The sequence below is a fragment of the Actinomadura sp. KC06 genome (assembly GCF_004348735.1).
In the GTDB taxonomy this organism is placed as follows: Bacteria; Actinomycetota; Actinomycetes; order Streptosporangiales; family Streptosporangiaceae; genus Spirillospora.
Genome location: NZ_SMKT01000052.1, coordinates 1 through 15,116, shown reverse-complemented (window position 1 = coordinate 15,116; position 15,116 = coordinate 1). Strand labels below are relative to the sequence as shown.

The following is a 15,116-nucleotide window of genomic DNA, read 5'->3' as shown; positions in this document are numbered from 1 at the left end:
TTGCCCAAGGCAGACGTAGCGTCCGCGGTGTGGCTATAGCGATACCCGCGATCTACCGGTCGACCGTCGGCAAGAAGGCCGTCATGGCGGTGACCGGCGGCATCCTCGTGCTGTACCTGATCGCGCACATGGTCGGGAACCTGAAGATCTTCATGGGCGCGGAGGACTTCAACCACTACGCGCACTGGCTGCGCACGATCGGCGAGCCCGCGGTGCCGCGCCGGACCGTCCTGACGCTCATCGAGGTCGTGCTCGGGGTGTCGATCGTCCTGCACATGTGGTCGGCGGTGTCGCTGGCCCGGCGCGCGTCCGCCGCGCGTCCGGTGAAGTACCAGTCGAAGAAGAAGTCGCATGCGCAGGGCTACGCCGTCCGCACGATGCGGTACGGCGGCGTCATCATCGCCGTGTACGTCGTCTGGCACCTGCTCGACCTGACGTTCTTCGTCGTCAACCCCAAGGGCTCCGACGCCACGCCCTACGAGCGGATGGTCGCCGACTTCGACCCGGCCCGCTGGTACATCACCGTCTGGTACGTCCTCGCGGTCGTGCTCGTCGGCCTGCACCTCCACCACGGCATCTGGAGCGCGTTCCAGACCCTCGGGCTGCGCACGCCGCGCCGCGAGCGCGCCCTGCGGGGCCTCGCCGCGTCCGTCGCCGGGCTGATCACGCTCGGCTTCGCCGCCGTCCCCCTGTCCATCACATTCGGGTGGGTGAGCTGATCATGATCGACGCCTTCTACCAGTCCGGCGAGCCGATCGCCGACTCCAAGGCCCCGGGCGGGCCGATCGAGGACCGCTGGACGACCCGCAAGTTCGAGGCCAGGCAGGTCAACCCGGCCAACAAGCGCAAGAAGAAGGTCATCATCATCGGCACGGGCCTGGCGGGCGGTTCTGCCGGCGCGACGCTCGGCGAGGCCGGGTACCACGTCCAGCAGTTCTGCTTTCAGGACTCCCCGCGCCGCGCCCACTCGATCGCCGCGCAGGGCGGCATCAACGCCGCCAAGAATTACCGCAACGACGGCGACAGCGTGTACCGGCTGTTCTACGAGACGGTCAAGGGCGGCGACTTCCGCTCCCGCGAGTCGAACGTGTACCGGCTCGCCGACATCTCCCGGAACATCATCGACCAGTGCGTCGCGCAGGGCGTCCCGTTCGCCCGCGAGTACGGCGGCCTGCTCGACAACCGCTCCTTCGGCGGGACGCAGGTGTCCCGCACCTTCTACGCGCGCGGGCAGACGGGCCAGCAATTGCTGCTCGGCGCGTACCAGGCGTTGATGCGGCAGGTGGACGCGGGCAACGTGGAGCTGTACCCGCGCCACGAGATGCTCGACCTCATCATGGAGGACGGGCGGGCGCGGGGCGTCGTCGTCCGGAACCTCATCAACGGCGAGATCAAGCACTACACGGCGGACGCGGTCGTGCTGGCGTCCGGCGGCTACGGCAACGTCTACTTCCTTTCGACCAACGCGATGGGCTCGAACGTCACCGCGTCCTGGCGCGCCCATAGGCACGGCGCGCTTTTCGCCAACCCGTGCTACACGCAGATCCACCCGACGTGTATTCCGGTCAGCGGCGACCACCAGTCCAAGCTGACGCTGATGTCGGAGTCGCTGCGCAACGACGGGCGCGTCTGGGTGCCGAAGAAGCACGGCGACACGCGCCAGCCTTATGATATTCCGGAGGACGAGCGCGACTACTACCTGGAGCGCATTTACCCGTCGTTCGGCAATCTCGTGCCGCGCGACATCGCGTCCCGCGCCGCCAAGAACGTGTGCGACGAGGGGCGCGGCGTCGGCCCCGGCGGGCTCGGCGTCTACCTCGACTTCGCCGACGCCATCGAGCGGCTCGGCCGGGACAAGGTCGAGGCCAAGTACGGCAACCTCTTCCAGATGTACGAGCGCATCACCGGCGAGAACCCGTACGACACGCCAATGCGCATCTACCCGGCCGTCCACTACACGATGGGCGGCCTGTGGGTGGACTACGACCTGGAGTCCACCATTCCGGGTCTGTTCGTCATCGGTGAGGCGAATTTCTCCGACCACGGCGCGAACCGCCTCGGCGCGTCCGCGCTGATGCAGGGCCTGGCGGACGGCTATTTCGTCCTGCCGAACACCATCGGCGACTACATCGCCCGCAACCCGCTCCCGCCCGTCGCCGGCACCGCCGTCACCGAAGCGGAAGAACGGGTGAGGACGCGCATCGACAAGCTCCTGGCGGTCGACGGCGACCGCTCCGTCGACTCCTTCCACCGCGAACTCGGCCACATCATGTGGGAGTACTGCGGAATGGAGCGCACCGAGGAAGGGCTGCGCAAGGCGCTCGACCTCATCCCCGCCCTGCGCGCCGAATTCTGGGAGCGCGTCAAGGTCACCGGCAAGGGCGAAGAACTGAATCAGCAACTGGAGAAGGCGGGACGCGTCGCCGACTTCTTCGAGCTGGCCGAGCTGATGGTCATCGACGCCCTGCACCGCACCGAGTCCTGCGGCGGCCATTTCCGTGCCGAGAGCCAGGACGAGGACGGCGAGGCCAAGCGCGACGACGACAACTTCAGCTATGTCGCCGCCTGGGAATGGGCCGGGGAAGGCGAACGGCCCGTCCTCCACAAAGAGTCCCTCAACTTCGACTACGTCAAGCCGACTCAGAGGTCGTACAAGTGAAGCTCACACTGCGCATCTGGCGCCAGAGCGGCCCGGAGGACAAGGGCGGGATGGTCGAGTACAAGCTCGACGACATCTCCCCCGACGCGTCGTTCCTGGAAATGCTGGACGTCCTCAACGAGAAGCTCATCGCGTCCGGCGAGGAGCCCGTCGCGTTCGACCACGACTGCCGCGAGGGCATCTGCGGCATGTGCTCGCTCGTCATCAACGGAACCCCGCACGGCCCGGAGCGCAACACCACCACGTGCCAGCTCCACATGCGCAAGTTCCGCGACGGCGAGGTCATCGACGTCGAGCCGTGGCGCGCGGCCGCGTTCCCCGTGGTGAAGGACCTGGTCGTGGACCGCTCGGCGTTCGACCGGATCATCCAGTCGGGGGGCTTCATCACCGCCCCGACCGGCACCGCACCGGAGGCGCACGCGACGCCCGTCCCGAAGCCGGACGCCGACCGGGCCTTCGAGGCCGCCGAATGCATCGGCTGCGGCGCCTGCGTCGCGGCCTGCCCCAACGGGTCCGCCGCCCTGTTCCTCGGCGCCAAGGTCACCCACCTCGGCCTGATGCCGCAGGGGCAGCCGGAACGCTGGGACCGAGTCGTGTCCATGCTGGACACCCACGACGAGGAGGGCTTCGGCGGCTGCACCAACACGGGCGAATGCACCGCCGCCTGCCCGAAGGGCATCCCGCTGGACGTCATCGGCCGCCTCAACCACGACTACCTGAAGGCGACCGCAGGCGGCAAGCAGCGCTGACCCCGCCTTCTACTGTGATCGCATGACAGTCACACTCGTGCCCTACCACCAGGACGAACTGCTGCCCGACTCGTCCTTCCCCCTGCCCCGCCCCGACGTCGTCCAGGTGACGCGCGACCTGCCGGAAGGCGACGTCTGGACGCGGCTCGCCGCACTGTACGAACTCGTCTCCGCCGAGGTCGCCGACCAGGTCACCGGCGGGACGGTGCCGTCGGTGGTGTCCGGCGACTGCCTGATCGCCGAGGCCGTCCTCGCGGGCGTGCAGCGGGCGGGCGTGGACGCGTCCGTCATCTGGTTCGACGCGCACGGCGACATCCACTCGCTGGAGAGCTCCACGTCCGGGTACCTCGGCGGGATGCCGCTGCGGCAGATCATCGGCGACCACCCCGAACTGCTCGCCGACCGCATCGGGCTCCGGCCGCTGCCCGAGGAGCGCGCCGTCCTGGTGGACGCCCGCGACCTCGACCCGGGCGAGAAGGACTTCCTGGCGACGTCGAGGGTGCGGCAGTGCCCGGTGGACGACGTCGTCCTCCCCGGCGGTCCGCTCCTCCTCCACATCGACGTGGACGTCATCGACAAGGACGAGCTGCCCGGCCTGAAGTACCCCGTCGGCGACGGCCCGTCGACCGACGCAGTGCTCGCGTCCGTCCGCCGCATCATGGCCACGGGGCGCGTCGCCGCTTTGAACATCGCCTGCCCCTGGCACCCGCCCCAAGGAGGCGACGACGCCTCCACCCGCGCCCGCCTCCTCAAGGCCCTCCTGTCCGACTGAGCGCGGCCGGCAGCGCTAGTCGTGGACGAGGGTTTCGACGCCTGCGGGAAGGCTTCCGGCAAGGCCCGCCTCTACCAGGAACGTCTGCAGGGTGTCTTGGAAGGCGCGTGCCGCGTGGGTCAGTTCGACGTCCTTGCGGTGGGCGAGCGCGATCGTCCGGAGGAGGCCGGGGCCGTGATGACCGCGCCGCGCCTCCTCGTCGGGCAGGACGAGGGGCGTCCCGCGCAGCCCGGGCCGTCCGGACAGGACCATGCTCGGGACGACCGCGATCCCGAGCCCGACCTCGACGAACCGCAGCACGGCGTCCATCTCACCGCCCTCCACCGCGAACCTGGGCTCGAACCCCGCCTCGCGGCACGCGCTGATGGTCGCCTCACGAAGGTCGTAGCCCGGACGGAACATCACCAGCGGACGGTTCCGGAGATCCTCGATCCGCAGATACGGACGGCGCGGCAGCGTCGCCGCCTTGAGCGACCGCTCCGGGACGCCGTGCTCAGTATCGGACGGGCGACCGGCCGGAGAAGCCACGACGAGGTATTCACGCAGAATCGGCGTCGTGTCCAGGGGCGGGTCACCGTGCAGCGGAAGAATGACCAGGGCCATGTCGAGTGACCCACGCGTCAGCTCCCGGACGAGATCCCGCGAGCCTCCCTCTTCGACGATGAGCTGAATACCTGGGTAGGTGTCGTGGAAGCGGCGCAGAACGTCCGCCAGCAGGCCCGCGCAGAGGGACGGTGTAGCGCCCAGCCGTACCCGCCCACGCCTCAAGCCCGCCAGCTCCTGCACTTCCAGGCGGGCGGTGTCGACATCGGCCAAGATGCGCTTGGCCAGTGGCAGCAGGGCCTCGCCGGCGGGCGTCAGAGTGATGTTGCCCCTGGCGCGGCTGAACAGGGAGACGTTGAGTTCCGTCTCCAGCGCACGGATCTGCTTGGACAGCGAAGGCTGCGCCACCCGCAGGAGCTCGGCGGCCTGCGTGAAGTGGCGTACCTCCGCGACCGCGACGAAGTAGGCGAGCTGCTGCAACTGCATCCAGCACAGATTACGTGCCGCCCCTCCAACCGCCCGCAGCCGCAGTGCCGCTAGCGGCCCTTCCCGTCGGCGGGCCGTCCCGGTCAGCGGGCGTGGCGGCGCAGGGCCTGGAGGTCGTGGACGATCAGCCGCCGCCGTCCCGTCTCGATCCAGCCGTGCGCGCGCAGCGTCCGTAGCGCCTTGCTGACCGCCTCCCGGGACGCGCCGACCCAGCCCGCCAGCTCCTCCTGCGACAGGTTCAGCGTGATGCGGACGCTCTGCCCGCCCGCCCCGGGGCCCGTCCGCCGCTCGTACGGGACGCCGAACCGCTCGGCCAGCTCCACGAGCCGCTGCGCGACGCGTCCGGTCGCGTCGAACATGCCGAACTCGGCGCGCTTGCGGTCGGCGTCGCGCCAGCGCTGGCACAGCATCCGCATGATGATGATGGAGACGCGCCCGTGGGCCTGCAGGAACGCCATGAACTCGTCCGCCCTGACGGCGAGCGCCCGCACCGGCTCCAGCGCCGCCACCGACGCGGAGCGCGGCTGCCCGTCGATCGCGGCGACCTCGCCGAGCAGCGCGCCCGGTCCGCGCACCGCGAGCAGCGCCTCACCGCCCTGCTCCCGGTAGGAGAACGCCTTCACCCGGCCCCTCAGCAGGACGGCGACCCAGCCCGGCTGCTCCCCCTCCACGAAGAGCGTGTCCCCTCGTTCGAAGTCGCGGACGCGGCCACGTGACTCCAGGTCCTCGCGTTCCGCCCGAGTGAGATCGGCAAGGAACGAGCCCGGTTCGAGGGCGCTCATGCCCACCACGCTAAAGGGACCTGGGCTTCCCCGGGTCCCGGAAAACAATCACGGTTCAATCACGCGTTGTGTGCACTAATCCCTACTCGAACGGCCGGGCGTGGGCGAGGGTTGCTCATGGCGTGTGCGGCCGGGAGGCCACCCAGCGTCCACCGCGTTCAGGGGAACGGCGGTACGACGGGCGGCGGCCCGGGGGCACGCCGCCCGTCACGAAACGGGGACGCCGCGTGCCAGAGCGTCGTTCTCGCGGGACGGAAACGCGAGCGCCCCCCGTCGCGCGGGGCGGCGGGGGACGCTCGCGAAACCTCGGCCCGCAGGTCACCGGGCCCGTGCCCGTCAGGCGGACGGGGTGTCCTGGCCCTTCTTGACGATGCCGAGCTTGCTGCCGAGCCACACCACCGGGTCGTACTTGCGGCCGACGACCCGCTCCTTCATCGGGATCAGCGCATTGTCGGTGATCTTGATGTGCTCGGGGCAGACCTCGGTGCAGCACTTGGTGATGTTGCAGAACCCGAGCCCGTGGTCCTTCGCCGCGATCTCGCGCCGGTCCGCGACGTCCGCCGGGTGCATCTCCAGCTCCCCGATCCGCATCAGGAAGCGTGGGCCGGAGAACTCGGCCTTGTTCTCCTCATGGTCGCGGATGACGTGGCAGACGTTCTGGCACAGGAAGCACTCGATGCACTTGCGGAACTCCTGCGAGCGCTCGACGTCCACCTGCTGCATGCGCAGCTCGCCGGGCTTGGCGTCGCCCGGGTCGAACGACGGGATCTCCCGCGCCTTCTGGTAGTTGTACGACACGTCCGTCACGAGGTCGCGGATGACGGGGAACGTGCGGACCGGCGTGACCGTGACCGTCTCGTCCGGGTCGAACGTCGACATCCGGGTCATGCACAGCAGCCGCGGCATGCCGTTGATCTCCGCGGAGCAGGAGCCGCACTTGCCCGCCTTGCAGTTCCACCGGACGGCGAGGTCGGGGGCCTGCGTGGCCTGCAGCCGGTGGATGATGTCGAGGACGACCTCGCCCTCGTTCACCTCGACGGTGTAGTCGGTGAGCTCGCCGTCCCCGTCGTCGCCGCGCCAGACCTTGAATTTGGCCTCGTAGCTCATCGGCCGTCCTCCTCGTCGTCCTTGGCCCCTGCGCCGTCCTTGGCCTTCGCCGAGGTCGCGCCGGACCCCGCCGCGGCCTCCGCCTCCTCGGTCTTGGCCTCCTCCGCCAAGCCCGCCGGCAGTTCCTCAGCGGTCAGGTACTTCTTCAGCTCGTCGTTGTCGAACAGTTCGAGCAGGTCGTCCCGCATCGGCGTCATCGCCTGCCGCTTCAGCTCGACGTGCGGGGACGCCGGGTCGCCGGCCAGCGAGCAGACCAGGTTGATCTTCCGCCAGTCCGCGGACATCTGCGGGTAGTCGTCGCGGGTGTGGCCGCCGCGGCTCTCCTGCCGCTCCAGCGCCGCCTTCGCGACGGCCTCCGACACCAGCAGCATGTTGCGCAGGTCGAGCGCGAGGTGCCAGCCGGGGTGGTAGCCGCGGCCGCCGTCGCCGACCGCGACCGGCTCGACGCCGACGTTCGCGATCCGCTCGCGGAGCTTGCCGAGCGACGCGATCGCCTGCTCCAGCTCCCCCTCCTTGCGGATGATGCCGACCAGCTCGTTCATCGTCTGCTGCAGCTCGGCGTGGACGGCGTAGGGGTTCTCGCCGCCCTCCCGCTCCAACGGCGCCAGCGCCTCGGCCGTCGCCGCGTCGACCTCCGCGTCCGGGACCGCGGGACGCGCGTCCAGCCCGTCGATGTACTCGGACGCGCCGAGCCCGGCCCGCCGCCCGAACACCAGCAGGTCGGACAGCGAGTTGCCGCCGAGCCGGTTCGAGCCGTGCATGCCGCCGGAGACCTCGCCCGCCGCGAACAGCCCCGGCACCAGCGCGGCGCCGGTGTCAGGGTCGACCTCCACGCCGCCCATCACGTAGTGGCAGGTCGGGCCGACCTCCATCGCCTCCGCGGTGATGTCGACGTCCGCCAGCTCCTTGAACTGGTGGTACATCGACGGCAGCCGCCGCCTGATCTCCTCGGCGCCGCCCGGCATCCGGTCGACGACGGTGAGGAACACCCCGCCGTGCGGCGATCCCCGTCCCGCCTTGACCTCGGAGTTGATCGCGCGCGCCACCTCGTCGCGCGGCAGCAGCTCGGGCGGGCGCTTGTTGTTGTCGGGGTCGTCGTACCAGCGGTCGCCCTCCTCCTCGGTGGTCGCGTACTGGTGCTTGAACACCTCGGGGATGTAGTCGAACATGAACCGCTTGCCCTCGGAGTTCCGCAGGACGCCGCGGTCGCCGCGCACCGACTCGGTCACGAGGATGCCCTTGACGGACGGCGGCCAGACCATCCCCGTCGGGTGGAACTGCACGAACTCCATGTTCAGCAGCGTCCCGCCGGCCAGCAGCGCCAGCGCGTGCCCGTCCCCGGTGTACTCCCAGGAGTTGGACGTGACCTTGAACGCCTTGCCGATCCCGCCCGTCGCGAGCACCACGGCGGGCGCCTCGAACACGACGAACTTGCCGGTCTCGCGGACGTAGCCGAACGCGCCGCAGATCTTGCCGTCGCCGTCCTTGAGCAGCCGCGTCACGGTCGTCTCGGCCCACACCTTCAGCCGGGCCTCGTAGTCGCCGTGCTCGGCGTGGTCCTCCTGCTGCAGCGCGACGACCTTCTGCTGCGTGGTGCGGATCAGCTCCAGGCCCGTCCGGTCGCCGACGTGCGCGAGCCGGGGGTACTCGTGCCCGCCGAAGTTGCGCTGGCTGATCTTGCCGTCCTTGGTGCGGTCGAACAGCGCGCCCCAGTGCTCCAGCTCCCAGATGCGGTCCGGGGCCTCCTTGGCGTGCAGCTCCGCCATCCGCCAGCTGTTCATGAACTTGCCGCCGCGCATGGTGTCGCGGAAGTGGACCTGCCAGTTGTCGTTGGAGTTGATGTTGCCCATCGCCGCGGCGGCGCCGCCCTCGGCCATCACCGTGTGCGCCTTGCCGAACAGCGACTTGGAGATGATCGCGGTCTTCTTGCCCTGGAGGCGCGCCTCGATCGCCGCGCGCAGCCCGGCGCCGCCGGCACCGATGACCACGACGTCGTACGAGTGCCTCTCGATCTCAGTCATGATTCCTTGGCCTCAGTTGAAGATACGCAGGTCGGAGATGGTCTCGCTGGCGACGAGCGCGACGTACAGGTCGGCGACCACCAGCGAGCCCAGGGTGATCAGCGCGTACATGCCGTGCCGCTCGTTGATCTTGGACACCCAGCCCCACATCCGGTACCGGAACGGGTGCTTGGAGAAGTTCTTCAACCGTCCGCCGACGATGTGCCGGCACGAGTGGCACGACAGGGTGTACAGCCACAGCAGGACCACGTTCGCGACCAGGATGAGCGTGCCGAGCCCGATGCCGAACCCGCCGTCCTTGCCGTGGAAGGCGAGGATCGCGTCGTAGGTGTTGACGAGCGAGATGAGGACGGCCGCGAGCCAGAAGTAGCGGTGCAGGTTCTGCCCGATGAGCGGGAAACGCCGCTCGCCGGTGTACTTGCCGTGCGGCTCCTTCACCGCGCACGCGGACGGCGACGCCCAGAACGAGCGGTAGTACGCCTTCCGGTAGTAGTAGCAGGTGAGCCGGAACAGCAGCAGGAACGGCAGCGAGATCGCCGCGAACGGGATCCAGCCCCGGGTGGACTCGGGCAGGAACGTCCCGAATTCCGCCGCGTTCCCGGTGTGGCCGTTCACCGTCACGTTGTTGCAGATCTCGTTGAAGCACGGCGAGTAGAACGGCGTCAGGTAGTGAAATTCCGGGACGTAGAACGCCGAGCCCCAGAAGGCCCGGACCGTCGCGTACACCACCCATGCCGTGAAGATCACGAAGGTCGTGACCGGATACAGGCGCCAGTTGTCCTTCCGGAGCGTGCGTTCCTTGATCTGGGCGCGCGACTTAGCCGGCGCCTCCACAGTGCTCATCGATCGCTCTCCTGAGCTCGGGTCGTCATGTCCCCGTATCACGGTCTGCGCGCACCCACGCGTCCGTCGCGCCCGGCCGTCGCCCCTGGGTCAGAACCCTCGGCCCTTTGGTCGAGCGCCCCTTGCCGGGGCCGCGGACGGCGGCCGGAGGCCGTGCCGCATGCGGGCGGTGACGCCTCGTGTGCGCTTCTAGCGAAGCGACCTTACGCCACCTGACGGGAGCTGTGACATACATAACAGGGAGAACCCATATGTGAGTCTGACCACAGACTTTATCCGCCGAAGGCCCCCTCGGCACCGCCCGTCATCCATAACCAGTTGTTATTGCCCAGCGGAATGGAGACGAGCACGCAAAGGCATGACCGATCCGGACGCCGCCTCCTCGGCGCAGGTCACCCGGCCCCCGAGGACCCTCCCCGTCCCGATCCGGGTGATCATGGCGAACCGGAGCCCGATCATCCGGCCCGCGTTCACGGCGCCGGCCGCACGGAAAGCCGCGAACCGGCACCGCACCGTCACGACGCCAGGTTTTCCGCGCACTTGTCAACAGAACGGACGTCTCGCGCATCAAATAAGTGGAGGTGCACGCTCCCCCGTGGCTCCCGCCGCCTTCCTGAACTGACGGACTACGTAAATCACGCGCCCTGACCAGGGCCCGCGCCGAGACGGGACCGATGAGCGACAACGACCCCGGCCGCGACGACCTCGCGGGGGACCAGGCCGCACCCAGCACCTCAGCCGATGACACCGCGACCGACCCGCGCGCGTCCGGCCAGAAGGACACCTCACCGACCGCCGGCGTCGTCTTCGACGAAACCCGACTACGCGGCACCACACCCGCCGAAGCACCAGCCGAGACGCCGCCGGACAGCGCCGAAAGCGCACCAGAACCGGAGGAAGCCGCTTCGGGTGACGCGGGGTCGGTGAACGTGACGCGGGCGGACGGCCCCACGGACGACACGTCAGCCGCGTCCGGCCAGGACACGTCCGAGGCTGCTGAAGCCGAAACGCGGCAGGACCGTGCCAAAGACGCGCCGGCCCCTGAGGACGGGGAGAAGGGCGCCGCGGATGGTGGAGGCAAGCGGCCGCGGAGGGTGCTTCGGCGGGTCGCGTTCGGCCTGGTCGTCGTCATGCTTCTCGGGGGCGCGGGAGCGGCGTGGCTGTATCACGATCTGGTCGGCGGGATCAGGACGAAGCACGTCACCGATCAGCTCGGCGCCGACCGTCCGAAGAAGCTGAACAAGTCGCTCAACATTCTGCTGATCGGGTCCGACACGCGTGAGGGCGACAACGCCGAGTACGGCGGGTCGGCCGAGTTCGCGGGGGCGCGGTCGGACACGGCGATCCTGCTGCACCTGTCGCCCAACAGGGACCAGGCGGTCGGGATCAGCTTTCCGCGTGACTCGATGGTGAAAATCCCCGCGTGCGAGAAAGAGAAGGGCGGGACCGTTCCGGGGCGGTTCGGGATGCTGAACTCGGCGTTCGCGTTCGCGGGGCCGACCTGCACATGGAAGATGCTGGAGTCGCTCACAGGCATCCACATCGACCATTTCGTCCAGGTGGACTTCTCGGGCTTCAAGCGCATGGTGGACGCATTGGGCGGCGTCGAGATCTGCGTCGACAAGCCCGTCAACGACCCGCGGGCGGAGCTCTATCTGAAGGCCGGGAAGCAGACCGTCAAGGGCGAGCAGGCCCTCGGCTACGTGCGGGCCCGGTACTCGCTCGGGAACGGGTCCGACCTCGAGCGGATCGAACGCCAGCAGAAGTTCATGGCCGCGGTCGTCGACAAGGCGACCAGCGGCAAAGTCCTCACCGACCCGGCGAAGACGTACAAGTTCCTCAAGGCCGCGACCAAGTCGGTGACGACGGACGACGAGCTGGACCTGTCCGCGATGCGGAAGCTGGCCGACGGTCTCAAGGGCATGAGCGCTGGTCAGGTGCGGTTCGTGACCGTCCCGGTCGAGCGGTACGCGCCGGACCCGAACCGCGTCCAGTGGAACCAGGAGCTGGCCAAGCCGCTGTTCGACGCGGTCCGCCACGACAACGACCTGCCAGCGGAGCCGGCCGAGCCAGTCAAGGCGAAGCAGGCGCCGCCGGCCCCCGGCAAGGTGAACGTCACGGTCGTCGCCGCGGGTGGACGGGACCAGCTGGTGAAGCGCGTCGTGAAGCAGCTCCGCCAACGCGGTTTCAAGGTGGCGAAGAAGGTCGAGAAGGGCGCCGCCGCGCCCGAGAGCCGCATCGTCTTCGCGCCGTCCGCGGAGGCGCAGGCGTCGGCGCTCGCGCGAGACGTCCCCGACGCGCTGCTCACCCCCGACGCCGCGGCTCCGGCGAACGGCGTGCGGCTCGTCATCGGCCGGAACGGCCTGCGGCTCGCCCCGCCGACGATCCACAAGATCGGCGGAGGGGTCAAGGGCGGCGAGAAGCTGTGCGGCTGACGTCCGTGTGGAGTTCAGGTCGTGGGCGCGGAGAATGAGAGGAGTGCGAGCAGCGCCCCCGCGAGCATGAAGGGGCCGAACGCGAACTCGCCTTTCCGGGTACGGCGGACGATCATGATGCCGACACCGGCCGCCCCGCCGAACAGGTACGTCGCCAAAAGGCCCAGTATCCAGGCGTCCTGCCCGAACCAGCCGAGGTAGAGGCCGAGCACACCGGACAGCTTGACGTCCCCCATGCCGATACCGGACGGAACCAGGAACGCCTGGACGAAATAAAGCCCGAACAGCAGCGCCATTCCGATGAGCGCGTGCTCGAAACGGCGCAGGCCGTCGTCGGTGAAAGGCGCGGCCGCGGCGAGGAGCGCCGCCGCGATGCCGTAGGACGGCAGGGTGAACCGGTCGGGAAGCCGCTTGGCCTTGATGTCGATGAACCCGAGGAGTGTGCCGACCGCAGCGAGGTAAAGCAGCGCGGGCAGGACGGGCTCGGGCCCGACACGCCATCCGAGCACCCCGTAGACGGCGGCCGTGACCAGGCCCATCATGACGCGGCGGCGGCGCCGGACGTCGCCGGCGAACGGTGCCGCCAGCGGCGCCAAGAGCAGGCCGACGACGAGCCCCACGGGAAGCAACACGAACGCGACCACTGAACCTCGCCCTGATCCGGCCTCGCTTCGACCTCGGCACCCCAACGGTACGGGGACATGCGCCGTCCTTCCACGGCGCCGGACGGGCGGCGGCGCAGTTCGTCCCGGGCGCGGGCGGGGCGCAGGCTCTAGAGTCTTCCTGTAGGCGGCCTCACACTGGAGACGACGGCGATGACGCACCCCTCGGACCCCGGTCAACCACCGCGCCCGCAGGCTCCCGGCCAGCCCGGTGCCGGGCACCCGGGAGCCGGTCACCCGGGAGATCCTTACGGCCCGCCGCCGCAACCCCAGCAACCGGCCCCACCTCAGCAACCAGGTCCGCCGCAGCAACCGGGCACCGTCCCCGGGCCTCGCCCGCCGGGCCCGGAGTACGGGCCGCAGAACGCGCGCCAGGACTGGACGCCTCCGTATCCCCGCGATCGGGCGGGCAAGGGCGTGGTCGGGACGCTGTTCGACCTGAACTTCGACTACATGATCACCGCCAAACTGGTCAAGATCATCTATGCCCTGTCGCTGCTCCCGATCACCCTCGTCTCGCTGGTCCTGGCGTGGTACGGGCTGGCCTACCTCGAAGAGGGCTCGTCGATCGGCCTCGTCGTCCTGGTCGCGGCTCCGTTCATCTGGCTCCTCCAGGTGCTCATCACGCGCATCGTCCTCGAATTCGTGATCAATCAGTTCAAGATCAGTGAGTATCTGCGGGCCATCAAGGACAAGGACTAGACGGGGCTGCTGGTGGGCGAGTTCGACGAGACCCGGCCCGGCGGCGGGACGCCGCCGCAGGACACGCGGCGCGACATCGCAGGTCCCGCGTCGGACGCGGGGTCGACCCGGCGCGACGCGCGGGTCCCGGCGCCCCGCCCCGGGTCGCGTCCGCCGTCGGAGACGCGACGGGACGGCGAAGCGGCGACCGGCAACGAATCGCTGATGCGGCTCCCGGCCGTGCTGGGCGAGCGGTACGAGGCGATCGCGGAGCTTCCCGTCCAGGGCGCCGAGTCGGACCTGCTCCTGGTACGGGACGCGCGCGGCGACGAGCACGTGGCGAAGATCTTCCGCCGCGGGTACAGCGCCGACCGGGAGGTCTGGGCGAAGCTGCCGGCGCTGGACTCGCCGCACGTCCTGCGGATCCTGGAGACCGGCCACGCCGACGGTCGCGACTACGAGGTCGCCGCCTACGCGCCCGACGGCAACCTGCGATCGCTGCTGCGGGACGGGCCGCTCCCCGCGGAGACCGCCGCCGAGTTCGCCGCGCAGCTCGCGGACGGCCTGACGGCGCTGCACCGGGCGGGCATCGTCCACCGCGATCTCAAGCCGGAGAACGTCCTGGTGCTGGGCGCGGACCCGGTGCGCCTGGCCATCGCCGACTTCGGGCTGAGCAAGGTGCTCGATCAGAGCGTGGTGTTCGCGTCGTCGTCGCGGACGCTGGCCTACGCCGCGCCGGAGTCGCTGTCCGGACAGGTGTCGCCCGCCCGTGACTGGTGGTCGCTCGGCATGATCGTCCGGGAGATGGCGACGGGCCGGGCCCCGTTCCAGGGCCTGAGCGAGACCGTGGTGGTCGACCATCTGGCGACGCGGCCCGTGAGCGCGGACGACGTCCCCGACCCGAGCCTGCGGCTGCTGTGCCAGGGCCTCCTGACCCGCGACCCCCGCAAAAGATGGACGGGCGCCCAAATAAAGGAATGGCTCGACGGCGGTTCCCCACCGGTAGCCGAAGAGAGTCGGCAACCTGAGACAAGCAGCGGGCTCCCGTTCAAAGGCCGCCGTTTCACCCGCCGGGACGAACTGGCGCGCGCGCTCATCGAAGACTGGGATCACGCCGCCCAATACTTTTTCGCACGCGGCGAGTCCGGGGAGGCGTGGCGGAGCCTGCGCGACTGGCTCGCGGAAATGCCCGACGACGATGGCCGCATCGACCTCGTCGACGGCCATCTCACCACGCGCCTGCCGTCCGACGTGAAGCTGCTGCACCTGGTCCGGTGGCTGGACCCCGAGCTCCCGCCCCACTACCTGGGCCGCCGGACGACGGCCGACGATCTGCCGAACCTCGCCGTCCTCGCCGAGGACCGCCGCCACCCCGA

Annotated in this window: 13 protein-coding genes; 7 read left to right on the top strand and 6 right to left on the bottom strand. The window is 69.6% G+C overall.

Annotated features, from left to right (window positions below; genetic code table 11):
- Positions 1–29 precede the first annotated feature (29 nt).
- The 4 genes from E1287_RS18440 to E1287_RS18425 are packed head-to-tail and all read left to right on the top strand — an operon-like array spanning position 30 to position 4,180.
- Positions 30–719, top strand: coding sequence for a succinate dehydrogenase cytochrome b subunit (locus E1287_RS18440; protein ID WP_131966194.1), 690 nt, complete (start codon positions 30–32; stop codon positions 717–719).
- Between the two features lie 2 nt (positions 720–721).
- Positions 722–2,659 (top strand): fumarate reductase/succinate dehydrogenase flavoprotein subunit, encoded by a 1,938-nt coding sequence (locus tag E1287_RS18435; RefSeq protein ID WP_131966218.1) that lies wholly within the window; start codon positions 722–724, stop codon positions 2,657–2,659.
- Positions 2,656–3,408, top strand: coding sequence for a succinate dehydrogenase/fumarate reductase iron-sulfur subunit (locus E1287_RS18430; protein WP_131966193.1), 753 nt, complete (start codon positions 2,656–2,658; stop codon positions 3,406–3,408). The genes E1287_RS18435 and E1287_RS18430 overlap by 4 nt, the downstream gene beginning before the upstream one ends.
- 22 nt (positions 3,409–3,430) lie before the next feature.
- Positions 3,431–4,180 (top strand): arginase family protein, encoded by a 750-nt coding sequence (locus E1287_RS18425; RefSeq protein WP_131966192.1) that lies wholly within the window; start codon positions 3,431–3,433, stop codon positions 4,178–4,180.
- Between the two features lie 15 nt (positions 4,181–4,195).
- On the opposite strand, the gene E1287_RS18420 is transcribed toward E1287_RS18425, so the two are convergent.
- The 5 genes from E1287_RS18420 to E1287_RS18400 form a co-directional block, all read right to left on the bottom strand.
- A complete protein-coding gene (locus tag E1287_RS18420) occupies positions 4,196–5,209 on the bottom strand; it encodes a LysR family transcriptional regulator (RefSeq protein WP_131966191.1) in 1,014 nt (337 codons plus the stop codon).
- An 83-nt stretch (positions 5,210–5,292) separates the two neighbouring features.
- The gene (locus E1287_RS18415) at positions 5,293–5,991 is read right to left on the bottom strand and encodes a Crp/Fnr family transcriptional regulator (RefSeq protein WP_131966190.1); all 699 of its coding nucleotides are present in this window, start codon (positions 5,989–5,991) and stop codon (positions 5,293–5,295) included.
- 336 nt (positions 5,992–6,327) lie between these two features.
- Positions 6,328–7,098 carry a succinate dehydrogenase/fumarate reductase iron-sulfur subunit gene (locus E1287_RS18410; protein WP_131966189.1) on the bottom strand — a complete coding sequence of 257 codons (771 nt, stop codon included), beginning with the start codon at positions 7,096–7,098 and terminating at the stop codon, positions 6,328–6,330.
- Positions 7,095–9,119 carry a fumarate reductase/succinate dehydrogenase flavoprotein subunit gene (locus E1287_RS18405; RefSeq protein ID WP_131966188.1) on the bottom strand — a complete coding sequence of 675 codons (2,025 nt, stop codon included), beginning with the start codon at positions 9,117–9,119 and terminating at the stop codon, positions 7,095–7,097. The genes E1287_RS18410 and E1287_RS18405 overlap by 4 nt, the downstream gene beginning before the upstream one ends.
- Before the next feature lie 12 nt (positions 9,120–9,131).
- Positions 9,132–9,962 carry a hypothetical protein gene (locus E1287_RS18400; RefSeq protein ID WP_131966187.1) on the bottom strand — a complete coding sequence of 277 codons (831 nt, stop codon included), beginning with the start codon at positions 9,960–9,962 and terminating at the stop codon, positions 9,132–9,134.
- Positions 9,963–10,636: 674 nt separating this feature from the next.
- On the opposite strand from E1287_RS18400, the gene E1287_RS18395 reads away from it, so the two are divergent.
- Positions 10,637–12,397, top strand: coding sequence for an LCP family protein (locus tag E1287_RS18395; RefSeq protein WP_131966186.1), 1,761 nt, complete (start codon positions 10,637–10,639; stop codon positions 12,395–12,397).
- 14 nt (positions 12,398–12,411) lie between these two features.
- Here the strand turns inward: E1287_RS18395 and E1287_RS18390 are convergent, their stop codons facing one another.
- Complete coding sequence (locus E1287_RS18390) at positions 12,412–13,029, bottom strand: A24 family peptidase (protein ID WP_243719166.1); 618 nt, start codon at positions 13,027–13,029, stop codon at positions 12,412–12,414.
- 447 nt (positions 13,030–13,476) lie between these two features.
- Here E1287_RS18390 and E1287_RS43800 point away from each other — a divergent pair, with 447 nt between their 5' ends.
- On the top strand, positions 13,477–13,761 hold the full coding sequence (locus E1287_RS43800) for a DUF4282 domain-containing protein (RefSeq protein WP_165969077.1): 285 nt from the start codon (positions 13,477–13,479) through the stop codon (positions 13,759–13,761).
- Between the two features lie 12 nt (positions 13,762–13,773).
- A partial coding sequence (locus E1287_RS18380) for a serine/threonine-protein kinase (RefSeq protein ID WP_243719164.1) occupies positions 13,774–15,116 on the top strand: 1,343 nt, incomplete at its 3' end.